At 71.5% G+C, this 22,986-nt stretch carries 21 protein-coding genes and 1 riboswitch; of the genes, 7 read left to right on the top strand and 14 right to left on the bottom strand.

Translation table 11 applies throughout. The features are described from left to right. The first annotated feature begins 81 nt into the window (after nt 1–81). Nucleotides 82–699 (top strand): Uma2 family endonuclease, encoded by a 618-nt coding sequence (locus ABZ923_RS18965; protein ID WP_361472760.1) that lies wholly within the window; start codon nt 82–84, stop codon nt 697–699. Here the strand turns inward: ABZ923_RS18965 and ABZ923_RS18960 are convergent, their stop codons facing one another. The 3 genes from ABZ923_RS18960 to ABZ923_RS18950 all read right to left on the bottom strand — a co-directional run bounded on the left by ABZ923_RS18960 (nt 700) and on the right by ABZ923_RS18950 (nt 4,339). Further along, nucleotides 700–2,244 (bottom strand): ABC transporter substrate-binding protein, encoded by a 1,545-nt coding sequence (locus tag ABZ923_RS18960; RefSeq protein ID WP_361472758.1) that lies wholly within the window; start codon nt 2,242–2,244, stop codon nt 700–702. It lies immediately after the preceding gene. Between the two features lie 132 nt (nt 2,245–2,376). Further along, nucleotides 2,377–4,083: a metallophosphoesterase gene (locus ABZ923_RS18955; protein ID WP_361472755.1), complete on the bottom strand. Its 1,707-nt coding sequence runs from the start codon at nt 4,081–4,083 to the stop codon at nt 2,377–2,379. Between the two features lie 16 nt (nt 4,084–4,099). Further along, nucleotides 4,100–4,339, bottom strand: a complete 240-nt coding sequence (locus tag ABZ923_RS18950) for an SCO4848 family membrane protein (RefSeq protein ID WP_100827849.1) — start codon at nt 4,337–4,339, stop codon at nt 4,100–4,102. A gap of 91 nt (nt 4,340–4,430) precedes the next feature. Between ABZ923_RS18950 and ABZ923_RS18945 the strand changes: the two genes are divergently transcribed. Further along, nucleotides 4,431–5,684, top strand: coding sequence for a D-alanyl-D-alanine carboxypeptidase (locus tag ABZ923_RS18945; protein ID WP_361472753.1), 1,254 nt, complete (start codon nt 4,431–4,433; stop codon nt 5,682–5,684). Here the strand turns inward: ABZ923_RS18945 and ABZ923_RS18940 are convergent. After that, a complete protein-coding gene (locus ABZ923_RS18940) occupies nt 5,632–6,540 on the bottom strand; it encodes a YihY/virulence factor BrkB family protein (protein WP_361472750.1) in 909 nt (302 codons plus the stop codon). The genes ABZ923_RS18945 and ABZ923_RS18940 overlap by 53 nt on opposite strands. A gap of 85 nt (nt 6,541–6,625) precedes the next feature. On the opposite strand from ABZ923_RS18940, the gene ABZ923_RS18935 reads away from it, so the two are divergent. Next, nucleotides 6,626–7,381, top strand: a complete 756-nt coding sequence (locus ABZ923_RS18935) for a decaprenylphospho-beta-D-erythro-pentofuranosid-2-ulose 2-reductase (protein ID WP_361472747.1) — start codon at nt 6,626–6,628, stop codon at nt 7,379–7,381. A gap of 19 nt (nt 7,382–7,400) precedes the next feature. On the opposite strand, the gene ABZ923_RS18930 is transcribed toward ABZ923_RS18935, so the two are convergent. From ABZ923_RS18930 to ABZ923_RS18920, 3 genes are all read right to left on the bottom strand, one after another. Continuing rightward, on the bottom strand, nt 7,401–7,982 hold the full coding sequence (locus ABZ923_RS18930; protein WP_361472745.1) for a 2'-5' RNA ligase family protein: 582 nt from the start codon (nt 7,980–7,982) through the stop codon (nt 7,401–7,403). Between the two features lie 134 nt (nt 7,983–8,116). Further along, a complete protein-coding gene (trpS, locus tag ABZ923_RS18925; protein ID WP_361472742.1) occupies nt 8,117–9,130 on the bottom strand; it encodes a tryptophan--tRNA ligase in 1,014 nt (337 codons plus the stop codon). Nucleotides 9,131–9,231: 101 nt separating this feature from the next. Continuing rightward, nucleotides 9,232–10,686: a glycine hydroxymethyltransferase gene (locus ABZ923_RS18920; RefSeq protein ID WP_361472739.1), complete on the bottom strand. Its 1,455-nt coding sequence runs from the start codon at nt 10,684–10,686 to the stop codon at nt 9,232–9,234. Nucleotides 10,687–10,719: 33 nt separating this feature from the next. Then, nucleotides 10,720–10,808, bottom strand: a riboswitch (ZMP/ZTP riboswitch). 102 nt (nt 10,809–10,910) lie between these two features. Between ABZ923_RS18920 and rocD the strand changes: the two genes are divergently transcribed. Further along, nucleotides 10,911–12,119 carry an ornithine--oxo-acid transaminase gene (rocD, locus tag ABZ923_RS18915; protein ID WP_361472736.1) on the top strand — a complete coding sequence of 403 codons (1,209 nt, stop codon included), beginning with the start codon at nt 10,911–10,913 and terminating at the stop codon, nt 12,117–12,119. 6 nt (nt 12,120–12,125) lie between these two features. On the opposite strand, the gene ABZ923_RS18910 is transcribed toward rocD, so the two are convergent. Further along, on the bottom strand, nt 12,126–12,587 hold the full coding sequence (locus ABZ923_RS18910; RefSeq protein WP_361472733.1) for a nuclear transport factor 2 family protein: 462 nt from the start codon (nt 12,585–12,587) through the stop codon (nt 12,126–12,128). 84 nt (nt 12,588–12,671) lie between these two features. Between ABZ923_RS18910 and ABZ923_RS18905 the strand changes: the two genes are divergently transcribed. Then, on the top strand, nt 12,672–13,268 hold the full coding sequence (locus ABZ923_RS18905) for a TetR/AcrR family transcriptional regulator (RefSeq protein WP_361472730.1): 597 nt from the start codon (nt 12,672–12,674) through the stop codon (nt 13,266–13,268). Nucleotides 13,269–13,282: 14 nt separating this feature from the next. Here ABZ923_RS18905 and ABZ923_RS18900 read toward each other — a convergent pair whose 3' ends face one another. Together ABZ923_RS18900 and ABZ923_RS18895 are read right to left on the bottom strand one after the other, a co-directional pair. Next, a complete protein-coding gene (locus ABZ923_RS18900; RefSeq protein ID WP_361472728.1) occupies nt 13,283–14,467 on the bottom strand; it encodes a glutathionylspermidine synthase family protein in 1,185 nt (394 codons plus the stop codon). A 13-nt stretch (nt 14,468–14,480) separates the two neighbouring features. After that, nucleotides 14,481–14,894 (bottom strand): hypothetical protein, encoded by a 414-nt coding sequence (locus ABZ923_RS18895; RefSeq protein ID WP_361472726.1) that lies wholly within the window; start codon nt 14,892–14,894, stop codon nt 14,481–14,483. Between the two features lie 118 nt (nt 14,895–15,012). Here ABZ923_RS18895 and ABZ923_RS18890 point away from each other — a divergent pair, with 118 nt between their 5' ends. Both ABZ923_RS18890 and ABZ923_RS18885 read left to right on the top strand, forming a co-directional pair. Then, nucleotides 15,013–15,855 carry a hypothetical protein gene (locus ABZ923_RS18890; protein WP_361472835.1) on the top strand — a complete coding sequence of 281 codons (843 nt, stop codon included), beginning with the start codon at nt 15,013–15,015 and terminating at the stop codon, nt 15,853–15,855. Between the two features lie 267 nt (nt 15,856–16,122). After that, nucleotides 16,123–17,109: a Gfo/Idh/MocA family oxidoreductase gene (locus tag ABZ923_RS18885; RefSeq protein ID WP_361472724.1), complete on the top strand. Its 987-nt coding sequence runs from the start codon at nt 16,123–16,125 to the stop codon at nt 17,107–17,109. 6 nt (nt 17,110–17,115) lie between these two features. Here ABZ923_RS18885 and ABZ923_RS18880 read toward each other — a convergent pair whose 3' ends face one another. The 4 genes from ABZ923_RS18880 to ABZ923_RS18865 all read right to left on the bottom strand — a co-directional run bounded on the left by ABZ923_RS18880 (nt 17,116) and on the right by ABZ923_RS18865 (nt 22,945). Next, nucleotides 17,116–18,567 carry an SIR2 family protein gene (locus ABZ923_RS18880; RefSeq protein WP_361472721.1) on the bottom strand — a complete coding sequence of 484 codons (1,452 nt, stop codon included), beginning with the start codon at nt 18,565–18,567 and terminating at the stop codon, nt 17,116–17,118. Nucleotides 18,568–18,609: 42 nt separating this feature from the next. Next, the gene (locus ABZ923_RS18875; protein WP_361472718.1) at nt 18,610–20,076 is read right to left on the bottom strand and encodes a GMC oxidoreductase; all 1,467 of its coding nucleotides are present in this window, start codon (nt 20,074–20,076) and stop codon (nt 18,610–18,612) included. A gap of 18 nt (nt 20,077–20,094) precedes the next feature. Next, nucleotides 20,095–21,435 (bottom strand): hypothetical protein, encoded by a 1,341-nt coding sequence (locus tag ABZ923_RS18870; RefSeq protein ID WP_361472715.1) that lies wholly within the window; start codon nt 21,433–21,435, stop codon nt 20,095–20,097. A 112-nt stretch (nt 21,436–21,547) separates the two neighbouring features. After that, entirely contained in the window at nt 21,548–22,945 is a 1,398-nt protein-coding gene (locus tag ABZ923_RS18865; protein ID WP_361472713.1) for a PLP-dependent aminotransferase family protein, read from the bottom strand. Nucleotides 22,946–22,986: the final 41 nt, after the last annotated feature.

Here is a 22,986-nt window from a genome sequence, read left to right as displayed (position 1 = left end):
GGTGAAGGTGCGGGAACGGGACACCTGGGGTTCCGGCTGCCTACGATGATGCTCTCGACACCAGCCCCTAGGAGGCACGCGATGTCCGCTGCATCCGTCGAGCAGCCCTTCGACGCCGACGAGCCGTTCTCCCTGACGGCCATCGCCGACGAGATCATGGAGCGCCATCCGGGCTACCGCGTCGAGATCATCGGAGGCCATCTCCTCGTGACCCCTTCACCGGATGCCCCCCACGCCCGCGTTCTGACCGATCTCATGATTCCCTTCCTCGCCGCCGGACTGCACGGCGCGGAGACCGAGGTCCTCCAGAGCGTCGCGATCAAGCTCCCTACCGGGGCCGAGGACTACTGCATCCCCGACCTGGTCGTCGTGGACGCCGACATCGACGACCACTTCATCGAGAACAACGCCTACGACCCGGTGTGCTTCCGCCTGGTCCTGGAGGTCACCTCCGGCAACTGGCGGGACGACCTGAAGACCAAGGTCGGGGCGTACGCCGAGGCCAGGGTGCCCGTCTACCTCGTGGTCGACCGCAAGCACCAGCGCCTCCACGTGCTCACCGAACCCGAAGGGAGCGAGTACACGAACCACCGTGTCCACGCTCCCGGGGAGACCGTCACGCTGCCCGACTCCATCGGCGCCAAGGTCACCCTGGACGTCGAGCAGATCATCAAGGCCGGGCAGAAGAAGGCCGACTGATCAGATCCAGTTCAGCCGCCACAACCGGAACACCCCCGTGCCGTCCGTCAGGTACTGGCCGCCGCCCACGTCCTCGGTGCTGACCACGTACTCCTTGCGCTGCCACAGCGGGATCAGCGGGACGTCCTCGGCCACGTCCGCCTGGATCTCCTTGAAGTCCTTCGCGGCCCGGCCGCGGTCGGCGAACTGCCGGCTGTCCAGGATGAGATGGTCGACCAGGTTGTTGCTGTACCCGGTGCTCATGGTCGACCCGGTGCCGACGAGCGCGGCGCCGAAGGTGTCCGGGTCGGGGTAGTCGGCCACCCAGCCGACCGCCCAGGCGTCCATCTTCCCGGCGGCCCAGCGCTTCTGGAAGTCCGTCCACTCGTAGCCCTTGACGTCCACCCGGAACAGGCCGCTCGCCTCCAGCTGCTTCTTCAGCTCCGCGGCCTCCTCCGCGCCCGCGCCCCGGCCGGTGCCGTAGCCCAGGGTGAAACGCACCGGCAGGCTCACCCCGGCCCCGGTGAGCAGCTCGCGGGCCCTGCGGGCGCTCCGGGCCGGGTAGGTGTCGAAGAACGACGTGGTGTGGCCGGTGATGCCGGTCGGGATCAGCGAGTACAGCGGGTCGACCGTGCCCTGGTAGACCGTCGCGGCCAGCTGCTCGCGGTCGACCAGCCAGGCCATCGCCCGGCGCACCCGCGGGTCGTGCAGCGGGGAACCGGAGCGGGTGTTCAGGTACAGGTTGCGGATCTCGGCGCTGTCGGACTCGGTGACCCGCTGATCGGGGTCGCTCGGGTTCAGCGCGGAGAGCACCCGCGGCGCCAGGGTCCGGGTGGCGACGTCGATCCGCCGGTCCTTCCAGGCCTGGTCGAGCCTGGCCGAGTCGGCGTAGTAGCGCAGCTCGATCGGGCGGCCGGTGCCGCTCAGGTACCCCTCGTAGTGCCCGTTCGGCGCGAGGACGGCCTTCTCGCCCTTGGTGTACGCCGTGAGGGTGTACGGCCCGGTGCCGTCGACGGCGGCGTCCGTGCGCAGGGCGTCGGCCGGGTACTTCTCCCGGTCCACGATCGACCCGGCGCCGGTGGCGGCCTTCAGTGGGAAGGTGGCGTCGGCGGACGAGAGGTGGAAGGTGACGGTGTGCGCGTCGTCGGCGGTCACCGAGGCGAGCGTGGCGAACAGGGACGCCGGTCCGACGTCGGAGTTGATCTTCTTGACCCGGTCGAAGGAGTACTTGACGTCCTCGGCCGTCATCGCGCGCCCGCTCGGGAAGGTGATCCCGGAGCGCAGGGTGCACCGGTACGCCTTCAGGCCGCTGCCCTCGAACCCGCAGCTCCTCGCCGCGTCCGGGACCGGCTCGACGCCGCCCGGCTCGAAGGTCAGCAGCGTCTGGAACACATTGCTGAACAAGGCCCAGGAACCGGCGTCGTAGGCGCCGGCCGGGTCGAGTGCGGTGACCGCGTCCGTCGTGCCGACGGTGATGGTGCGGCCCTTGTTCCCCGGTAACGGCAGTAACTGCCAACCGCCGATCCCCACGACGGCGAGCACGAGCAGCGTCACGAGAATCCGCATGCGAACAGATCGCATGGTGGTGCCCTCCCCAGCCACTTCCCCTTGAGTGACGCGGCTCACCTAATCACACGGCTTTCACCTCGCGGAAGGGCTTTCTGTCCAGTTGTGGAAGAACTGTGGGTGAGGTTCCGGTCACGCGCGGGTGGCGGCCAGTTCGATCACCGTGACGTCCGACGGCGCCCCCACGCGCGTGGGCGGGCCCCAGGCTCCCGCGCCCCGGCTGACGTACAGCTGGGTGTCGCCGTAGCGGTCGAGCCCGGCGACGGTCGGGTTGGCCGCGGCGGCGAGCAGGCTGCCGGGCCAGAGCTGGCCGCCGTGGGTGTGTCCGGACAGCTGGAGGTCCACGCCGTACCGGACGGCCTCGTGGATCTGCACCGGCTGGTGGGCGAGCAGCACGCACGCGCGGGCCCGGTCCCGGTCGCCGAGCGCCTTGCCGAAGTCCGGGCCCTGCCCCTCGCTCTCGCCCTGTACGTCGTTCACCCCGGCCAGGTCGAAGAAGGGCAGCTCGGTGCGGGCGTTCTGGAGCGGGTGCAGGCCGAGGTGACGGACCTCCTCGACCCACTGTTCGGCGCCGGAGAAGTACTCGTGGTTGCCGGTGACGAAGTAGGCGCCGTGCCGGGCCCGGAGCCGGGCGAGGGGGGCCGCGGCGGGGCCGAGGTCCTTGACGCTGCCGTCGACCAGGTCGCCGACGACCGCGATCAGGTCGGGGCGGGTGGCGTTGACGGTGTCGACGACGCGCTGTGCGAAGCCGCGGCCGAGGATCGGGCCGAGGTGGATGTCGCTGACCACGGCGATGCGGAAGCCGTGGGCCGCGCGGGGGAGTTTGGCCAGGGGGACGGTGACGCGTCGGACGCGGGGGCCGCGGAGGACTCCGTAGGTGCCGTGGCCGACGGTCGCCAGGGCGGCGGTTGCCGCTGCGCCGGCCACGAGGCGGGATACGACCAGGCGCCGCGTGGGGTCCTGGGCGGCCGGTGCCACGGCGGGCGCACCAGGGGGCTCCGCCCCCTGGACCCCCGTCCCCCGCCCACCCACCACCCGACTCGGCCGGCCGAGAGGCGCGCCCACGGGGTTCCCGCCTGGGCCGTCGAGAGGTGCACCCACGGGGTTCTCGCTCGGGCGGTCGAGAGGCCCGCCCGCGGAGTTCTCGTCCGGGCGGTCGAGAGTTGCGCCCGCGGAGTTCTCGCTCGGCCGGTCGAGAGGCGCGCCCACGGGATTTCCACCTGGGCCGTCCAGAGGCGCGCCCACGGGGTTCTCGACCGGGCGGCCGAGAGGCACTCCCGCGGAGTTCTCGCTCGGCCGGTCCAGAGGCACTCCCGCGGAGATCTCGTCCGGGCGGTCGAGAGTTGCGCCCGCGGAGTTCTCGCTCGGCCGGTCGAGAGGCGCGCCCACGGGATTTCCACCTGGGCCGTCCAGCGGCACTCCCGCGGAGTTCTCGTTCGTGCGGTCCAGACGCGAGCGCACGGGGTTCTCGTCCGGGCCGTCGGGACGTGAGGGCGCGGGGTTTTCGGTGGGGTGGGGTCGGTGGGTGAGTGCTCGGTGCAGGAGCGGGCGGATCGCCTCGCCGGCCGCCACCGCGAGCAGCAGGTACAGGGCCAGCGCCAGCCACAGGAAGCCCGGCCAGGACAGGGTGCGCTGGAGCCAGAAGGGGGCGCCCGTGCGTTCCGACACCAGGGCCGCGATCGCCAGGAGCGGGCCGGTGACGAAGAGCGCGGTGCCGGCGCGGCGGGCCGGGCCCGGGCCGCGGGTGGTGTCGCGGACCAGGCGCCGCCACACGTACCAGTGCAGGCCCGCCACGGCGGCCAGGACGGCCAGGGCGACGAGCGCGAAGACGATGATCACCCCGGCCGGTCCCCCGCTATGAGTTCCGGCGCAGTGCGCGCAGCCCGCGCAACCCGATGACCCCGATGACCGTCCCCAATACGAAGGACACGACCGCCAGCAGCAGATGCACCCAGAAGTACGCGGTCGGGTGGCCGTCGTCGAAGGCGAGTCCGCTGCTGTCCTTGATCAGGTTCTTGACGAAGGTGACCCAGATGACCCAGGACCACACTCCGAACGCGAGCAGGAACCAGGAGACCGGGCGGCTGAGCTTCATGAGTCCAGTATCGCCGTCCGGTGTCCGGCTCCGTGTCGGGGGTGGGGCGGCAGGCGGGACTTCGCGGTCCGGTACGGGTACGTTCTCGACCGTGCCCGCACCGAAGACGACCGCCCGCCGATCCCTGCTGGTCACCTCCGCCACCCTGCTGTCGCTGTCCGTCACCGCGCCCGCCGCGCTCGCCGCGCCGACCCCCTCCCCGAGCCCGACGGCCACTCCCCCGGCCCGGATGTCCACGGTGGGGGGCGCCCGGCTCGGGCAGCCGGGCACCCAGGTCAACCTCGCCCCCGGCGTCCCCGTACTGCCCAAGGACCTCACCGCCCGGTCCTGGATCGTGTCCGACGCCGAGTCGGGCGAGGTCCTCGCCGCGCACAACGCGCACTGGCGGCTGCCCCCGGCGAGCACGCTGAAGATGCTGTTCGCGGACACCGTGCTGCCCCGGTTCCCCAAGGGCACCGTGCACAAGGTGACGCCGACAGACCTCAAGGGCGTGGGCGCCGGCTCCAGCGTGGTCGGGATAAAGGAGGGCAGCACCTACTCGGTGCACGATCTGTGGCTCGGGGTCTTCCTGCGCTCGGGCAACGACGCGGTGCACGTGCTGTCCGCGATGAACGGCGGTGTCGCGCGGACCGTCGAGGACATGCAGGACCACGCCGAGGAACTGCAGGCCCTGGACACCACCGTGGTCTCCCCCGACGGCTACGACGCACCGGAACAGGTGTCGTCGGCGTACGACCTGACGCTGTTCGCCCGCTCCGGGCTGCAGAAGAAGGACTTCCGCGACTACTGCTCGACGGTGAGCGCGAAATTCGGCTCCGGCGAGATCCGCAACACCAACCGGCTGCTGAGCGGCGACAGCGACGTGCCCGTCTACCCGGGCATCGCGGGCGTGAAGAACGGCAACACCACGCACGCCGGCGCCACCTTCACCGGGGTCGCCGAACGGGGCGGCAAGGTACTGCTGGTCACGGTGATGAATCCGGAGAAGCACGAGCACAACGAGGTCTACAAGGAGACCGCGAAGCTGTTCGACTGGGGTTTCCAGGCGGTCGGCAAGGTCGAACCGGTGGGCGAGCTGGTGCCGCCGAGGAGCGCCGCCACCACGCGGCCCGACCCGGGGGCGTCCACCGGGCAGGACGCGGCGCAGGCGGCGGGGCGGGGTTCCGGGACCGGCGGGTCGGGTGCGCGGCCGGCGGCGAGCGCCACCACCGCGTCCGGTGCCGGCGGGGCCGGGATCGCCCTGGCCGTCGCGGGCGGGCTGCTGGTGCTGCTCGGGAGCGGGGCGTTCCTGGTCAACCGCCGGTGGCCGCTGCCGGACCTGATGCGCCGTCGGACGCGCCCGTGAGTTCGGCCTGCTTGCTGCCGGTCGCCGTCCAGGAGGCGCAGAACAGGACCAGTTTGGCGGTGAAGTTGATCCACAGCAGCAGTGCCACGGGGACGCCGAACGCGCCGTACATGCTCTTCGCGGCGACGCCCTGGATGTAGCCGCTCAGCAGCAGCTTGAGCAGTTCGAAGCCGATCGCGCCGAGCAGCGCGGCGACCAGCAGGCGGCGGCGCGGCGGCTCGACCCCGGGCAGCAGGGTCAGCACGTAGAGCAGGACGAGGAAGTCGGCGAGCACGGCGACGGCGAACGCGGCGATCTGCAGCAGGACGCTGCCCCAGCTGTGCTCGTCCAGGCCGAACTGCCGGGACAGCCAGCCGACCGCGGCCGAGGCCAGGGTGGACGCGGCGAGGGTGACCAGCAGGGCGCCGCCGAAGCCGAGCAGGATGCCGGCGTCCTTGGCCTTGGTGACCACCGGGTTCTCCTCGCGGTCCGGCAGCTCCCACACCGCGCGCAGGCAGTCCCGTACCTGGCCGACCCAGCCGATGCCGGTGAACAGCAGCACGGCGCCCGCGATGACACCGACCGTGCCGGCGTTCTGCACCAGGGAGGTGAGGTCCAACTGGTCGGACAGGCCCGGGAACTGGTCGGCGATCCGGTGTTCCACGGTCTTCTGGCGGGCCGGGCTGAGCGTGGCGGCGGTGATCGCGGCGGCCACGGTCAGCAGCGGGAACAGCGCCACGAAGCTGACGAAGGTCATGGCGGCGGCCAGCCGGGCCCACTTCACCCGGTCCAGCCGCTCGTAGGACCGCCACGCGTGGGTGGCGGTCAGCCGGGTGACGATCGGCCCGATGCCGGGCAGCTTCTTCAGCCAGTCCATGATCCGAATGTGCCCGGTCCACGGAGACGTCAACACCGCGTTTCTGCGCCCGAACGGGCATATGGGGGCGATACGGTCAACTGTCATGAAGGATGCCACCGAACTGCCCAGGTCCCTGCTCGTCCTCGGCGGCACGTCCGAGATCGCGCTGGCCACCGCGCGCCGGCTGATCGCCCGCCGCACCCGCACGGTGTGGCTCGCCGGCCGCCCCTCCGTCGCGCTGGAGAACGCCGCCGGGAGCCTGCGCGCGCTCGGCGCGGACGTGCACACCGTCGCCTTCGACGCGCTCGACCCCGAGTCCCACGAGACCGTCCTCGGCAAGGTCTTCGCCGAGGGGCCCGTCGACCTGGTGCTGCTCGCCTTCGGCATCCTCGGCGACCAGGCGCACGACGAACGCGACCCGGCCCGCGCCGTGCAGGTCGCCCGGACCAACTACACCGGGGCCGTCTCGGCGGGCCTGGTCGCCGGCGGCGCGCTCCAGGCCCAGGGCCACGGCTCCCTCGTCGTGCTGTCCGCCGCCGCGGCCGAACGCGCCCGCCGCGCCGACTTCATCTACGGCTCCAGCAAGGCCGGCCTCGACGCCTTCGCCCAGGGTCTCGGTGACGCCCTGCACGGCACCGGCGCGCACGTCATGGTCGTACGCCCCGGCTTCGTGCGGACGCGGCGGACGGCGGGCCGGCCGCGGACCCCGTTCGCCACCACCCCGGAGGCGGTGGCCACGGCCATCGAACTCGGCCTGCGCCGCGGCTCGGAGACGGTGTGGGTGCCGGGCGCGCTCCGGTTCGTGATGTCGGCGCTGCGCCACACTCCGCGGCCCCTGTTCCGCAGGCTGGGGGTCTAGCGTCCCGGACGGGGGCGCGTCACGGCGCGACGCGCCGGGCGCACACGTCCGCGTGGCCCGGCTGGGGCGGTACGACGGAGCCGCCGAAGGTGTACTCGCGCAGCTTGCGCCAGACGCCGTCGGCGCCCTGCTCGTACAGCGCGAAGCCGGTGCACGGCCATTCGGCCTCGAAGTCCGCCAGTTCCTCGAAGGCGCGGTCCATCGCCGCGTCGTCGATGCCGTGCGCGACGGTGACGTGCGGGTGGTACGGGAACTGCAGCTCGCGCGCCACCGGTCCGGAGGCGTCCCGGACCCGCTGCTGCAGCCAGGTGCAGGCCTCGGCGCCCCGGACGATCCGGACGTAGACCACCGGCGACAGGGGCCGGAAGGTGCCGGTGCCGGACAGCCGCATCGGGAACGGCCGGCCGGCCGCGGCGACCCGGGCGAGGTGCGCGTCGACCGCCGGCAGGTCGGCCTGCTCGACCTCGGTCGGCGGCAACAGCGTGACGTGGGTGGGGATGCCGTGAGCCGCGGCGTCGCCGAAGCCCGCGCGCCGCTCCTGGAGCAGGCTGCCGTGAGGCTCCGGGACCGCGATCGAGACGCCGATCGTTACGGTCCCCACGTCGTCTCCTGTCGTCGTGTCTGTTTTCTGCTCAGCCGTCGGCTATGACTGTACGGCCATGAGTGTCCTGTGGGCAGGCGCAGCGGAAGTGATGTGCAGCGCTCCGCCCGCTCGGGCCCGTGCGGTCGTACGCCTCAGTGCTTGGCCGGGAGGAAGCCCACGCGGTCGTACGCCTGCGCGAGGGTCTCGGCGGCGACGGCGCGCGCCTTCTCGGCGCCCTTGGCGAGGATCGAGTCGAGCGTCTCGGCGTCGTCCAGGTACTGCCGGGTGCGCTCCCGGAACGGCGTCACGAACTCGACCATGACCTCGGCGAGGTCGGTCTTGAGCGCGCCGTACATCTTGCCCTCGTAGTCCTGCTCCAGCTCGGCGACCGTCCTGCCGGTGAGCGTGGAGTAGATGGTGAGGAGGTTGGAGACGCCCGGCTTGTTCTCGACGTCGTAGCGGATCACCGTGTCCGTGTCGGTGACCGCGCTCTTGACCTTCTTCGCCGTGGCCTTGGGCTCGTCGAGCAGGTTGATGAGGCCCTTCGGCGTGGACGCCGACTTGCTCATCTTGACCGTCGGGTCCTGCAGGTCGTAGATCTTCGCCGTCTCCTTGAGGATGTACGGCTTCGGGATCGTGAAGGTGTCGCCGAAGCGGCCGTTGAAGCGCTCGGCGAGGTCGCGGGTCAGCTCGATGTGCTGGCGCTGGTCCTCGCCGACCGGCACCTCGTTGGCCTGGTACAGCAGGATGTCGGCGACCTGGAGGACCGGGTACGTGAACAGGCCGACGGAGGCCCGCTCGGCGCCCTGCTTGGCGGACTTGTCCTTGAACTGGGTCATGCGGCTGGCCTCGCCGAAGCCGGTGAGGCAGTTCATGACCCAGGCCAGCTGGGCGTGCTCGGGCACGTGGCTCTGCACGAAGAGGGTGCAGCGGTCCGGGTCCAGGCCGGCGGCCAGCAGCTGCGCGGCGGCGAGCCGGGTGTTGGCCCGCAGCTCCTTCGGGTCCTGCGGGACCGTGATCGCGTGCAGGTCGACGACCATGTAGAAGGCGTCGTGGGACTCCTGCAGGGCCACCCACTGGCGGACGGCGCCGAGGTAGTTGCCGAGGTGGAACGAGCCAGCCGTTGGCTGAATACCGGAGAGCACGCGAGGACGGTCTGAAGCCATACCCCTCATTGTCGCAGAGAGACGGGGTGGGTTCGGTGCGTGGGGAACTGCGGGCCGGCGGGGGCCGGTCGCGCAGTTCCCCGCGCCCCTTGAGGGGCGCTTCAGCCGAGGTCGACCTGCGGGTAGAGGGGGAAGCCCGCCACCAGGTCCGTGGCCCGCTGGGAGATCTCCTCGGCGACCTTCCCGTCCAGGACGTGGGCCGCCTTGGAGGGGGCGCCCGACTTGGTGGTGCCCGGCTCGGTGGTGGTGAGGACGCGGTCGATCAGGGCGGCCACCTCGTCCATCTCCGCCGTGCCGAGGCCGCGGGTGGTGAGCGCGGGGGTGCCGACGCGGATGCCGGAGGTGTACCAGGCGCCGTTCGGGTCGGCCGGGATGGCGTTGCGGTTGGTGACGATGCCCGACTCCAGCAGGGCCGCCTCGGCCTGGCGGCCGGTGAGGCCGTAGGAGGTGGCGACGTCGATCAGGCTGAGGTGGTTGTCCGTGCCGCCGGTGACCAGGGTGGCGCCGCGGCGGATCAGGCCCTCGGCGAGGGCGCGGGAGTTGTCGACGATGCGCTGGGCGTAGTCCTGGAAGGCGGGCTGCCGGGCCTCGGCCAGGGCGACGGCCTTGGCGGCCATGACGTGCGGGAGCGGGCCGCCGAGGACCATCGGGCAGCCGCGGTCGACCTGGTCCTTGAGGGAGTCGTCGCACAGGACCATGCCGCCGCGCGGGCCGCGCAGGGACTTGTGGGTGGTCGTGGTGACGATCTGGGCGTGCGGGACCGGGTCGAAGTCGCCGGTGAGCACCTTGCCCGCGACCAGGCCGGCGAAGTGCGCCATGTCGACCATGAGGGTGGCGCCGACCTCGTCGGCGATCTCCCGCATGATCCGGAAGTTCACCAGACGGGGGTACGCGGAGTAGCCGGCGACGATGATCAGCGGCTTGAACTCGCGGGCCTGGGCGCGCAGGGCCTCGTAGTCGACGAGGCCGGTGGCCGGGTCGGTGCCATAGGAGCGCTGGTCGAACATCTTGCCGGAGATGTTCGGGCGGAAGCCGTGGGTGAGGTGGCCGCCGGCGTCCAGGGACATGCCGAGCATGCGCTGGTTGCCGAAGGCCTGGCGCAGCTCGGCCCAGTCGGCTTCGCCGAGGTCGTTGATCTGGCGGACGCCGGTCTTCTCCAGGAAGGGTGCCTCGACGCGGTCGGCGAGGACGGCCCAGAAGGCGACGAGGTTGGCGTCGATGCCGGAGTGCGGCTGGACGTAGGCGTGGCGGGCGCCGAAGAGTTCGCGGGCGTGCTCGGCGGCGAGGGCCTCGACGGTGTCGACGTTGCGGCAGCCGGCGTAGAAGCGGCGGCCGATGGTCCCTTCGGCGTACTTGTCGCTGAACCAGTTGCCCATCGCGAGCAGGGTCGCCGGGGAGGCGTAGTTCTCGGAAGCGATCAGCTTGAGCATGCCGCGCTGGTCGGTGACCTCCTGGCCGATGGCGTCGGCGACGCGCGGCTCCACCGCGCGGATGACGTCGAGGGCGGCGCGGAAGGCCGTGGTCTCGGTGGAGGGGGAGACGGAATTCTCGGGCATCGGGGACCTCCGGACGGTGTGCGTACAGCGTTCACGTTCGGCCCAGGCGCACGGCACTCTTCCCGCTCGGACCGCTCCCTGATGGTCCGTCCCATCCCAGCGCGCCAGTCACGGCCCGTTCGTCAGACTACCGGGCGCGCCGGGCGGCGCAGGTCCCGCGTCCACCATGCGAGCGAGGATATGAAGGGGTTCGCCGTCGTTTCCGGACGTACTCGGGAGAGGCCGTGACCGCTGCTGAAGACCTGATCGCCGCCGCCGACGCGCACTGCGCGCCCACCTACCGCCCGCTGCCCGTGGTGATCGCCACCGGTGAGGGGGCGTGGCTGACGGACGTGGCGGGGCGGCGGTACCTGGACCTGCTGGCCGGTTACTCGGCACTGAACTTCGGGCACGGCAACCGGCGGCTGGCGGAGGCGGCCCGGCGGCAGCTGGACCGGGTGACGCTGACCTCCCGCGCCTTCTACCACGACCGGTTCGCGGCGTTCTGCACGGAGCTGGCCCGGCTGTGCGGGATGGAGATGGTGCTGCCCATGAACACGGGCACGGAGGCGGTGGAGAGCGCGATCAAGACGGCCCGGAAGTGGGGGTACCGGGTGAAGGGGGTGCCCGCGGAGATGGCGAAGGTCGTCGTGGCGGGCGGCAACTTCCACGGCCGTACGACGACGGTGATCAGCTTCTCCACGGATCCGGAGGCGCGGGCGGACTACGGGCCGTACACGCCGGGGTTCGAGATCGTGCCGTACGGCGATCTGACCGCGATGCGGGCGGCGCTCACCGAGAACACCGTGGCCGTGCTGCTGGAGCCGATCCAGGGCGAGTCCGGGGTGATCGTGCCGCCGGCCGGTTATCTGGCCGGCGTGCGGGAGCTGACGCGCGAGCGGAACGTGCTGTTCGTGGCCGACGAGATCCAGTCGGGCCTGGGCCGGACCGGGCGGACCTTCGCGTGCGAGCACGAGGGGGTCGTACCGGACGTGTACGTGCTGGGCAAGGCGCTGGGCGGCGGGATCGTGCCGGTGTCGGCGGTGGTGTCGAGCGCGGCGGTGCTCGGGGTGTTCCGGCCGGGTGAGCACGGGTCGACGTTCGGCGGGAATCCGCTGGCCTGCGCGGTGGCGCTGGAGGTGATCGCGATGCTGCGGACCGGGGAGTACCAGGAGCGGGCGGCCCGGCTGGGCGAGCGGCTGCACCGGGCACTGGGCGAGCTGCCGGCCACGGGCCGGGTGACGGCGGTGCGCGGGCGCGGGCTGTGGGCCGGGGTGGACGTCTCGCCGGCGGTCGGCACCGCTCGGCGGGTCTCGGAGCGGCTGCTGGCCCGCGGGGTCCTGGTCAAGGACACCCACGGGTCGACCGTCCGGATCGCGCCGCCGCTGGTGATCGGCGAGGAGGACCTGGACTGGGGGCTGGAACAGCTGCGGGCGGTGCTGGCGGGCACCTAGGGGCGGTCAGTGCAGCGGGATGTCGGTGTCGTGCTCGTCGGCCGGCCGGGGTCCGAGGATGCGCCGGTCGGCCTCGTCGATGGGCACGTCGTTGATGCTCGCCTCGCGGCGGCGCATCAGGCCGTGCTCGTCGAACTCCCACAGTTCGTTGCCGTAGGAGCGCCACCACTGGCCGTCGGCGTCACGGCACTCGTACTGGAAGCGGACGGCGATGCGGTTGCCGTCGAAGCTCCACAGGCTCTTGCGCAGGGCGTAGTCCCGTTCGCGCTGCCACTTCTCCGTCAGGAAGGCGACGATCTCGTCCCGGCCGGCGAGGAACCGGTCCCGGTTCCGCCAGACGGAGTCCGGGGTGTAGGCGAGGGCGACCCGGTGGGGGTCGCGGGTGTTCCAGGCGTCCTCGGCGGCCTGCACCTTCCGGCGGGCGGTCTCCAGGGTGAAGGGCGGGTAGGGCGGGCGGTCTTCGGGCACGACGCCTCCTCGGGTCGAGAACGAGCGTTCTCCATCAGGCCACTAAAGTAGAGAACGGCCGTTCTCTACGTCAAGGAGCCCCGGATGCCCGCGCCGATCACCGAGGAACAGACCCGCCTGGACCGCGAGGCGCTCCTGGACGCGGCGGAGGCGCTCTTCTACGCGCACGGCATCCAGGCGGTCGGGATGGACCGGGTCCGCGAGGCGTCCGGCCTGCCGCTGAAGCGGATATACCGGCTGTTCGCGACCAAGGAGGACCTGGTGGTCGCCATGCTCCGGCGCCGCGACCGGCGCTGGCGCGCGAGCCTGGCCGCCCACGTGGAGAGCGTCCCGGACCCCCGCGCCCGGGTCCTCGCGGTCTTCGACTGGCTCGCCGGCTGGTTCGCCGAGCCCGGCTTCCGCGGCTGCGCCTGGATCAACGCCCACGGCGAACTCGGCTCCTCCTCCGAGCCGGTGCTGGCCGAGGTCCGCGCCCACAAACAGGCCTTCCACGACCAGCTCGCCGCCTGGGTGCGCGCCACCGGCACACCCCTGACCGAACCGGTCTTCCTGCTCGCCGAGGGAGCCGTCGTCACCGCGGGCATCACCGGCGACCCCGCCCCCGCGCGGCACGCACGGGCGGCGGTGGAGAGGCTGCTCGGGGGCCAGGGGTTCTCGTCGGGAGCAACCAGTGCGCCCTGATCCGGGCGAAACCCCTAGAGGATCACATGGGGCAGGAAGCGGGCGTACTCGTCGGTGATCAGGCCGGTGGACTCGCGGATGCCGAGGCCCGCCGGTTCGTCCCGGACCACCCAGGCACCCAGGACCACGTGGTTGCCGTCGAAGGCGGGCAGCGGGGCCAACTGCTGGTAGCAGCAGGGCTCGTCGCGCAGGACGGCCGGCGCGCCCGGGGGGTGGACGGTGACGCCCTCGCCCTCGCGGCCGAGGAGGGGCTTGGCGACGTAGCCGGTGGTGCCGGGCAGGTCGCGGGGGCCGTCCAGGTAGGCGGGCAGGAGGTTCGGATGGCCGGGGTACAGCTCCCAGAGGATCGGCAGCAGGGCCTTGTTGCTCAGGAGCATCTTCCAGGCCGGTTCGATCCACAGGGTGCTGCCGGTGCCGCCGCCGTTGTCGAGGGTGTCCAGGACGTGCCCGCCGAAGGCGTCGGTGGTGAGCCACTCCCACGGGTAGAGCTTGAAGATGCCGCGGATGAAGCGGAGCCGGTTGTCGACGAAGCGGCCGGAGAGGCTGTCCCAGCCGATCTCCTCCATGGCGAGCCAGTCGGTGGTGAGCCCGGCCTGCTCGGCGGTCTCCTTGAGGTAGGCGACCGTCATCAGGTCCTCGCCGAGTTCGTCGGCCGAGGAGTGCGCGAAGTGCAGCGGGCTGCCGGGGGGCAGCAGGGCCGACTGCGAGCGCCAGGCGTCCACCAGGCGTTCGTGCAGGGAGTTCCACTGGTCGGCGCCGGGGAAGCGCTCCTCCATCCAGAACCACTGCGGGGAGGCGGCCTCGACCAGAGAGGTCGGGGTGTCCGCGTTGTACTCCAGCAGCTTCGCCGGCCCGGTGCCGTCGTAGCGGAGGTCGAAACGGCCGTAGACGGACGGGAGTTCGGCACGGCGGTGCCAGGCCTCGGTGACCGCTGCGGCCACCCGCGGGTCGGTGATGCCGAGGTCGGCGAGGCGGTCCTCGGCCACGATGTGCCCGGCCGCGGCCAGGCACATGCGGTGGAGTTCCTCGACGGTCTCCTCCAACGCCTCGATTTCCTCCAGGGAGAAGACGTAGCAGGCGCTCTCGTCCCAGTACGGGCGCAGCGAGCCGTCGGGGTGGCGGGTGAGCGGGTAGACCAGGCCCTGGGCCTCGACGGTCTGCTGCCAGCCGGGGCGGGGGGTGAGGGTACGGCGTTCCATGTGCGTGTTCCGGTCAGCCGCCGGAGCTGCCCTTGCCGCCGCCGAAGCCCCCGCGATGGACTCCGCTCCCGCTGTGGTGGTCGTCGTCGTCACCGCCGGACGAGCCGCTGCCCGAGCCCCCGCCGGGCTTGGTGAAGGAACCGCCGTCGACCCAGCCGTCCTTCTCCTTGCCCTCGTAGTACCAGGCGGCGTCGACCTGCTTCTTGAGCTTCTTCTTGCCGGTCTTACCCGTCGTCTTCCCGGGCGTGCCCGTCGTCTTGCAGTCCTTGTCGGAGACGACCTTGTACCCCTTGGTGAGGTTGTAGCTGTCGCGGTCGACGCAGCGCTTGTCCGGTTCGGACGAGCAGGCGGTGAGTGCGGCGGCCAGCAGGCCCACGCCGCCCAGGACGACCGTGCCGGAACGGAGTGGCCGGTGTGTGCGCTCCATGGTGGTGTCTCCCCCGTCGGATGTGGAGTTCGGCGGCCAGCCTAGAGATCGGTGTGAGTACCCGCACGAGGGGGTCCGTGATCTCCCGCTCGCCTAGAGTCGCTTCGTGCTGTTCGGAATGGTGTGCGCCCTGGGCGCGGCGGTCTGCTTCGGAACCGCGACGGTGTTGCAGGCGGTGGCCGCGCGAGAGGCGGGCGCCGGGGAGAGCGGCGGCGGGGACGCGGCGCTGCTGCTGCGGGCGTTGCGGCAGTGGCGCTACCTCGCCGGGCTCGCGCTCGACGGGCTCGGTTTCCTGCTGCAGATCGCGGCCCTGCGGTCGGTGCCGATCTACGCGGTGGGCGCGGCCCTGGCGGCGAGCCTCGCGGTGACCGCCGTGGTGGCGGCGCGGCTGCTGGGGGTCCGGCTGAGCGGCCTGGAGTGGGGCGCCGTCGGGGTGGTGTGCGCCGGGCTCGCCCTGCTGGGACTGGCCTCGGGCACCGAGGGCGACCGGACCGGCCCGGACTGGCTGCCGTACGCGATGCTCGCGGCCGCCGTGGGCGTGCTGCTGCTCGGCGGGATCGGCGGGCGCCTGTCCGGCCGGGCCCGGGCACTGCTGCTGGGGCTCGGCGCCGGGTGCGGGTTCGGGGTCGTGGAGGTGGCGGTCCGGCTGATCGACTCGCTGCGGCCGGGCGACCTGCTGGTCAACCCGGCGGCGTACGCGCTGCTGCTCGGCGGCGGCGCCGCGTTCCTCCTGCTCACCTCGGCCCTCCAGCGGGGCTCGGTGACGACCGCGACGGCGGGGCTGGTGATCGGGGAGACGATCGGTCCGGCCGCGGTGGGGGTGGTCTGGCTCGGCGACCGGACGCGGGAGGGCATGGCCGGGGTGGCGGCGCTGGGCTTCGCGGTGGCGGTGGCGGGGGCGTTGCTGCTGGCCCGGTTCGGGGAGGCGCCGGCGGAGGAGGGGGCGGCCGAAGGTGTGTGAGTGCCGAGTGCGGCCCGATGAGCTTCTTTCGCGGGGGCGGCGCAAACAGTCACCGGCCTTATGCACTGATGTGGTAAGTGCGCTGAACACTCGACCGTTTCACCACCGGGAACCCCTGATCGGACGTTTAGCACAGGGCCGCCAGGGGATGATGTCGCCGCGAACAGTAACCGATGCCCAGATCGAGACGTTTCCTGCATGGGTGAGCGACCATATCCGTGTCCCGCAACGCCCTGAAAGACACGATCACCGTCTCTAGGAGCCAGAATGACGCGCTGGGGCATCGTCGGTACGGGAAAAATCGCAGTCGCGTTCGCCGAAGCGCTGCGGGTGACCGACGGCTCGCGACTGGTGGCCGTCGGCACGCGCGACATCAGGAACGCGGCGCGCCTCACGCGTTTGGCACCCGAGGTCCGGGTGCACTGCGGTTACCAGGCACTGATGCGGGATCCCGAGGTCGATGCCGTGTATGTCGCCACCCCGCACACGGAACACCGATCGGCGTCTCTCCTCGCGCTTGAGCACGGAAAGCCCGTCCTGTGCGAAAAGCCGTTTGCGATCAACCATTCCGAGGCAGCGGACATGGTGCGGGCGGCACGCGAGCACGGCGTCTTCCTGATGGAAGCCATGTGGACGAGATTCACTCCTGCGATGCGGGAAGTGATGCGCATGGTCGCCGACGGCACGATCGGCCAGCCGCGCGCCCTCGTGGCCGAACTCGGCTGGTACAGCGACCCGGATCCGACGCACCGCCTGCGGAACCTGGAGCTCGGCGGCGGCGCCCTGATGGACATCGGCATCTACCCGGTCTCACTGGCCCACCAGCTCTTCGGGCGTCCCGTCGGCATCGCGGCGACCAGCACCCGTGCGACCACGGGCGCGGACGAGCAGACCGGGGCCGTCCTCACGCACGAAGGCGGTCAGCTGACCAGCCTGATGTGCAGCATCCAGGTCGACTCCCCCGCGCACGCCGTGATCCTGGGCACCGGCGGACGCATCGAGATGGACCGCTGGTACAACCCCACCGCCTTCGACCTGCTGCTGAGCGACGGCAGCCGGATCCCCCACCAGTTCCCGCACCGCGGCAACGGGATGGAGCACGAGGCGGAGGAGGTCAGCCGGTGCCTCGCGGCCGGCCGGCTGGAGAGTCCGCTCATGCCGCTGGACGAGACCCTGTCCGTCATGGAAACGATGGACGCGATCCGATCCAAGATCGACCTGCGTTTTCCGGCGGACGCGATCTTCGCCGGCTGAGGCGCCTCACAGGACCTCGTGCAAGGCCACCTCGTAGTCGTAGTTGTACGGGTCGTGATCGACGAAGGACACCCGCAGCAAGGCGACCGAGTCCTCGGGATCGTCGGGCAGGTGCCGGTAGTTCATGAGGTTCGAGAGGTACTGCGAGATGGCGTGCGTCCCGATGGCGTAGATTCCGGCGAACAAGTAGATGTGTTTGCTCGGATTCCACGGGTTGCGGTACCGGGCGATGACGCAGTAGTCCGACATCTCGGCGTTCCCGGGTGGCTGCGAGGGATCGTCCGCGATGTATTCCCTGGCCGTTTTCAGGTCTTGGATGTAGCGCTTCCCGTTCGTGTGGCAGAAGCGTACGCAGATGTTTCCGGGACCCAGTTCCTCGAAGACCCGGCGAGTGAATTTGTTGCCGAAGGGTGAGCAGATCAGGACGACATTGTCCCCCATGTACGTGTCCGCCTCCTCCAGGGCCACCTGATCGGCCACCCAGCGGGTCGACACCCCCATGCGCTCCAGTGCGCGTTCCACTTGCTGGGCGACGCGGACGTCACAGTCCGGGTAGAAGACGAACTGCTCACCGTCGTTCAGGGTCGAGCTTATGACCAGCGGCACCCGGTCACCGTTCCGCAGCCCCTTGAAGAACCTCTCGATGTGCACGAGGTCGCTCGTGGCGTTGGCGAGGTCCGACAGGAACGACTTGAGCTGCTCGCTGGGGTTCGCCCCGGGCCAGACCGAGAGGTCGATCGTCTTGATGCCCCGGCGCGCGAGGTCGTCGATCTCCAACGCCGAGGCGTGCGGCACGCACAGGTAGTGCGTCTGCGCCATGTTCCCCATGTTGTACAGGACGTTGTCGTAGATGTTGTTGAAGTCGGGATCGCTCAGGCTGTACCCGACGAACAGGAACATGTGGTGGATCAGGTCGCTCTGGAGCGTGTTGATCGTGACGCTGTTCGCGTTGACGAACCGCGCGTAGTCGTCCCTCGTGATGATCAGTGTCTGCGGCTGGGAGAGTGTCCCGTGGATCTTCCTGACCACGTGCCCGTGGATGTCGGAGGAGGCCCGTGCCGCCTCCTCGCTCGCCACGACGCTGAACCGCTGCCCCTGGTCCCGGAGGGCGTCCTCCAGCAACTCGTCGTAGTTGGTGGTGTAGAAGGTGGTGCAGGGCAGCTGGGCCAGGAGGCGGTGCACCTGCGACCCCACGTTCCGCCGGTCGCCCAGCAGTTCCTGCACCGCGGAGAGCAGCAGCCGGCGGTTGAACCGGTTCTCGTAGTACTGCGGGATCTTGTTCAGCTCGGCCGTGGGGAAGCCCCCGTCGGGGCCCGGGTCGATGTCCAGTTCCAGGGCGAGCCGGGTGACGAACTGCTGCCAGGTCGGCAGGCCCGCGTCGACCGAGGCGCCGGCACCCACGAAGACTGCGCCGCGTCCGCCGCGGAAGGCCGATACCAGGTCGCTGGGAAGGTGCACGGGTGCCTCCGAAGGGATGTCACGCGGTCGTGTCGCGGGTGGTCACAGGGTCGAGGACGTGGCCCTGGCCTGTCCTGCGGCCAGGGCCATGGTGGTCAGCGAGGGGTTCGCCGCACCGGATCGGGGAAAGGCGGCCGGCCCCGCGACGCGGACGGCCGGCAGGCACCGCAGGGCTCCGTAGTCGTCGGCGAGCGGGGACCCGAGCGGCAGCGTGCCGGACTCGTGGTCCACGCTGCCGAGGGGATAGACGTAGGGGAAGAAGGCGATGCCGTCGCCGTCGTCGCCATGTGCCCGGGCCCGGGTGCGGGCCGGGAGGTACTCCGGTGAGCCCGCGGCGAAGTGCCACTCGCCGGTGAGCACCGGGTTCCCCGCCAACCGCTCGGCCAGTTCCCTCAGTTGCCGCGTCTGGTGCCGGATCACGCGGTGGTCCCGCTCGCTCAGCCGGACGTCCACGAGGGCCGGGGCACCGGGGTCCCTGGGGACGCGTACCGCCGAGTCGCCGCCCACCTGCTCGCCCATGGTCCACGCGGTGAGCAGCACCCGGTCGGGATCGGAGGTCTCCGTGACGTCCAGGAAGAGGTTGGATTCCGTGGGGTCCGTCCTGGGGACGTAGCAGAGCGCGTCGCCGGGCAGGCGCGGCAGAGCCAGCACGCGGCGCGGCACGGAGGCGGTGAACCCCTGCACGATGTGGTCGTTCAGGCCTTCCAGACGGCACTCGTCCGTCCCTGCCACCCGCATCATCAGGCGGCCCGCCAGTACGGTGGTCGGCAGCGTGCCCGCCGCGAGGCACACGCGCTGCGCGACGAGGACCCGGCGGCTCCCGCCGGAGTCCAGGGTCAGGGCCACCCGGCCGGAGGCCGTCGGGGTCATCTCCAGGACCTCGCACCGCGCGTGCACCGGAGGCAGGCCCCCCGGGTCCTCCCTGAGCCAGTGCTCGACCGGGGAGTACGGAACGCGGATGCCGGTGGCGCGGTCGAACCGGGCCGCCTGCGGCACCGTCCGGGCGAAGTAGCCCTGGGCGAGGAGCCACTTCAGCACGGCGGCCTCCAGGGGCCCCCGGGAGGCGTCCAGCGGCTCGCCGAGCCAGTCCTCCAACCGTCGTGCCGTGTCGGCGTACAGCCCGCTGCCGCTCACGGAGCCCAGGGCGTCGACGACCGACGGGGGCCATGCCCCGGCCCGCAGTACGTCGTTCTCGATCGGGAGGCACACACCGTGCCAGTAGAGCGAGCGGCCGCCGACCCGGCGCCGGATGCCGGAGGCCCGGTGGAAGTGGGGCGGGCGGTCGCTGGACCAGGAGCGGGCGAAGTACGGATCGGCCGCGGCCGTGTGCCACAGGCGCAGCCCGACGTCCCCGGGAAGGCTGTTCTTGTGCCGGAGATCGCCGGCCGGTCCCGCTTCGAGCACCACACAGGACCGCACACCCGACAGAGCGAGTTCCCGCGCCAGGGTCAGCCCGGCGATGCCGGATCCGACGACGGCCACCTGGCAGCTCTCCGGTAAGTGCATCATCGCGTCGCCCCCCGGTTTTCACTGATCTGCTGTCACATCGCGCCAGAGCGGCTGGGCACCCCGGAAATCGAGGTACTGGACTTTCGTGGGTATTCCGGAGGAACTGTGGTGCGGATCCCGGCCCTCCGCCGGCAGGGAGTGTCGCTGTCTCGGCACCAGTGCGCCGTCCCGGCGCATGATCGGGTATTCGACCTCCAGCACCCGGCAGAGCAACGCCGACACATTCGCCTGGACGTTCCGGCCGGCCGTGGGGACGGGGCTGTGGAAGTTGCGCTCCGGGTCGGCGCGCATGATGTGCAGAATTTCGGCGAGGGCGCTGACGCTTCCCGCCGTGGCGACCGAAGTGAGTCCTGCAACGAACGTGCACCAATGGGACTTTCCCATCGCCGCGGCGAACGGATTCCGGCAGGCAAGAATCATTCCATACGCAGGATACAGGCGGTCGTCGATGTCGTATGCGTCGGATTCGGCCAAGGGAAAAACGCCCGCAAGCCCGTCGAGATTCACATGCACATAGGTCGATCCATAGTTCGCCACGCCTTTTCGTTCGCTCCGCATGCCCATCGCCAGCGGGACGCTGCTGGTGGGTGTGGCGAAAGAAGCGAACACCGTCTCGTACAGGGCGGCGTGCCAGAAATTGACGTCGGGCCCGCCGACCACGACGACGTCGTGCTCCGCGAGCCGGCGGGCGTCGACGCAGTGTTCCGGCATGAGCAGCGGAACCGCATGCCCGGGCTCCGCCAGGGCGGCGGCCAGCCGCGCGGCGAAGGTGAGGTCGCGTACGGCGCCCGAATGGTCCCCGTCCGGGGCCCCGGCCGGCAGTTCCCTGCTGAAGGTGACGTCGGGGACGGGAACACCGAGTGCGGACCGGTCCAGTTGCACGAAGGAGTAGCCCTTGCGGTTGGCACGGATCGGAACCGGTAATTCACCCGGGTCGGGCAGGTCCCGGGAGCCGCTCGGAACGACGATCAATGGCGCCTCGGAGGGAAGCAGGGCGCGCAGGCCCCCCAGATACACCGGATCGTCCACCGCGGCCGAGGCCACACGGCGTACCGGCGCTCCCGGCGCGACTTCCCGCATCGACGACCGCCGCGGAGCCAATTGGGAATCGGTGTAACTGGCGGCGAGCACCACGTACCGCAACTGCGCGGGCGGCACGGCGAAGGCGCCGAGGAAGACGAGTGCGCCGGCGATGCACAGGGCCACATAGGACCACAGGGGCCACACCACTCCGGCCGCCGACAGGAATCCCGCGAGTACGGCGACGGAACTGACCGAACTGACCAGAGCACGCGAAAGGTGAGTTCGAACATGCCTGCGGACACGTTCGGTTCTTGTGGTGAGAAAGTTGCGCCCCATACCCTCCCCCGCGAAAAATCACGCAGCCCCCGAGGGCGCCAAAAGAATATGCTCCTGTTCGGTCCTCCTTTACAACCCCCCTGCGGTTGGCGGGTACAGGCTCCCGCGGGCCCTAGGGCAACACCCGGCACAACGCTTCCAAGGCCCCCGCCCACGCGCTGTCCGGAGGCGTTCCGTAGCCGACGACCAGGGCGTCCAGCCGCTCCGTGACGGCCTGCGGATGGCGGTGGAAGGAGAGGCCGTGGAGGGCCAGGCCCTGCCAGGCCGCGGCCTGGACCACGGACTCCTCGGTGCCCGGGGGCAGGCGCAGGACCGCGTGCAGGCCGGCGGCGATGCCGGTGACCCCGACCTCGGGGGCCCGGGCGGTCACGGCCGCGGTGAGGGCGTCGCGGCGGCGGCGGTAGCGCAGGCGGGAGGAGCGGACGTGGCGGTCGTACGCGCCGGAGGTGAGGAACTCCGCGAGGGTGAGCTGCTCCAGCGCGCCGACGGTGTCCGCACGGCCCTTGGCCGAGGCCACCTCCGCGGCCAGGGCCGGCGGCAGCACCATCCAGCCCAGCCGCAGTCCGGGCGCGAGCGACTTGCTGGCCGTGCCGAGGTAGACGACCCGGTCGGGGGCAAGGCCCTGCAGGGCGCCGACGGGCTGGCGGTCGTAGCGGAACTCGCCGTCGTAGTCGTCCTCCAGGATCAGCCCGCCGGTGCGGCGGGCCCAGGCGACCACGGCGGCCCGCCGGTCGGGGTGCAGGGGCACGCCCATCGGGAACTGGTGGGCGGGGGTGAGCAGGACCGCGCCGGCCGCGCCCGGCTCGCCGGGATCCGTGCCGAGGTCGTCGTAGGGCAGCGGGGGCGTGGCGAGCCCCGCGGCGCGCAGCAGCGCCCAGTGGACGTCGAGGCCGTACGACTCCACGGCCACCGTGCGCACCCCGCGGGCCCGCAGGACCTTGCCGAGGAGGGTCAGGGCGTGCGAGAAGCCCGCGGTGATCACGAGGGTGTCGGGGTCGGTGCGCACCCCGCGGGCCCGGGCGAGGTAACCGGCGAGGGCGGTGCGCAGTTCGGGGCGGCCGCGCGGGTCGCCGTAGCCGAGGGCGTGGAAGGGGGCCGTGGCCAGGGCCCGGCGGGTGGCCTTGAGCCACTCGGTGCGCGGGAAGGCGGCCAGGTCGGGGGTGCCGGGGACGAGGTCGTGGCGCGGCAGGGCGGGGGTGCGGTGGGGTGGCGCGGGGGCGGAGGGTGCCGTGGGGCCGTGGGGGGCGCCGGCCGCCACCCGGGTGCCGGAGCCCTGCCGGGCGGTGAGCCAGCCCTCCGCGACCAGGTCGGCGTAGGCCTCGGCGACGGTGTTGCGGGCAAGACCGAGGTCGGCGGCGAGGGAGCGGGACGACGGCAGCCGGGTGCCCGGGGCGAGCCGGCCGGAGCGGACCGCGTCGCGCAGGGCGTCGGTCAGGCCCCGGCGCACACCGCCCGTCCCGCTCGGTTCGAGATGCAGGTCGACGCCCAGAGTGGCCCAGGAACTCGCCATGGAAATGGACCATACTCCTGGGCTGCCTCGCTCCTAGGGTC

This window comes from Streptomyces sp. NPDC046881, from assembly GCF_040645015.1.
Lineage (GTDB): Bacteria > Actinomycetota > Actinomycetes > Streptomycetales > Streptomycetaceae > Streptomyces.
This window is presented reverse-complemented; position numbering and strand designations above follow the sequence as displayed.

Excerpts from the sequence above, each read along its gene's own strand:
- ABZ923_RS18935 (WP_361472747.1), top strand. The coding sequence starts at position 6,626 with ATGAAGGATGCCACCGAACTGCCCAGGTCCCTGCTCGTCCTCGGCGGC.
- ABZ923_RS18950 (WP_100827849.1), bottom strand. The coding sequence starts at position 4,339 with ATGAAGCTCAGCCGCCCGGTCTCCTGGTTCCTGCTCGCGTTCGGAGTG.
- ABZ923_RS18885 (WP_361472724.1), top strand. The coding sequence starts at position 16,123 with ATGACGCGCTGGGGCATCGTCGGTACGGGAAAAATCGCAGTCGCGTTC.
- ABZ923_RS18960 (WP_361472758.1), bottom strand. The coding sequence starts at position 2,244 with ATGCGGATTCTCGTGACGCTGCTCGTGCTCGCCGTCGTGGGGATCGGC.
- ABZ923_RS18965 (WP_361472760.1), top strand. The coding sequence starts at position 82 with ATGTCCGCTGCATCCGTCGAGCAGCCCTTCGACGCCGACGAGCCGTTC.
- ABZ923_RS18870 (WP_361472715.1), bottom strand. The coding sequence starts at position 21,435 with ATGGGGCGCAACTTTCTCACCACAAGAACCGAACGTGTCCGCAGGCAT.
- ABZ923_RS18890 (WP_361472835.1), top strand. The coding sequence starts at position 15,013 with ATGGTGTGCGCCCTGGGCGCGGCGGTCTGCTTCGGAACCGCGACGGTG.
- trpS (WP_361472742.1), bottom strand. The coding sequence starts at position 9,130 with ATGGCTTCAGACCGTCCTCGCGTGCTCTCCGGTATTCAGCCAACGGCT.
- ABZ923_RS18920 (WP_361472739.1), bottom strand. The coding sequence starts at position 10,686 with ATGCCCGAGAATTCCGTCTCCCCCTCCACCGAGACCACGGCCTTCCGC.
- ABZ923_RS18900 (WP_361472728.1), bottom strand. The coding sequence starts at position 14,467 with ATGGAACGCCGTACCCTCACCCCCCGCCCCGGCTGGCAGCAGACCGTC.
- ABZ923_RS18865 (WP_361472713.1), bottom strand. The coding sequence starts at position 22,945 with ATGGCGAGTTCCTGGGCCACTCTGGGCGTCGACCTGCATCTCGAACCG.
- ABZ923_RS18905 (WP_361472730.1), top strand. The coding sequence starts at position 12,672 with ATGCCCGCGCCGATCACCGAGGAACAGACCCGCCTGGACCGCGAGGCG.
- ABZ923_RS18875 (WP_361472718.1), bottom strand. The coding sequence starts at position 20,076 with ATGATGCACTTACCGGAGAGCTGCCAGGTGGCCGTCGTCGGATCCGGC.
- ABZ923_RS18940 (WP_361472750.1), bottom strand. The coding sequence starts at position 6,540 with ATGGACTGGCTGAAGAAGCTGCCCGGCATCGGGCCGATCGTCACCCGG.
- ABZ923_RS18895 (WP_361472726.1), bottom strand. The coding sequence starts at position 14,894 with ATGGAGCGCACACACCGGCCACTCCGTTCCGGCACGGTCGTCCTGGGC.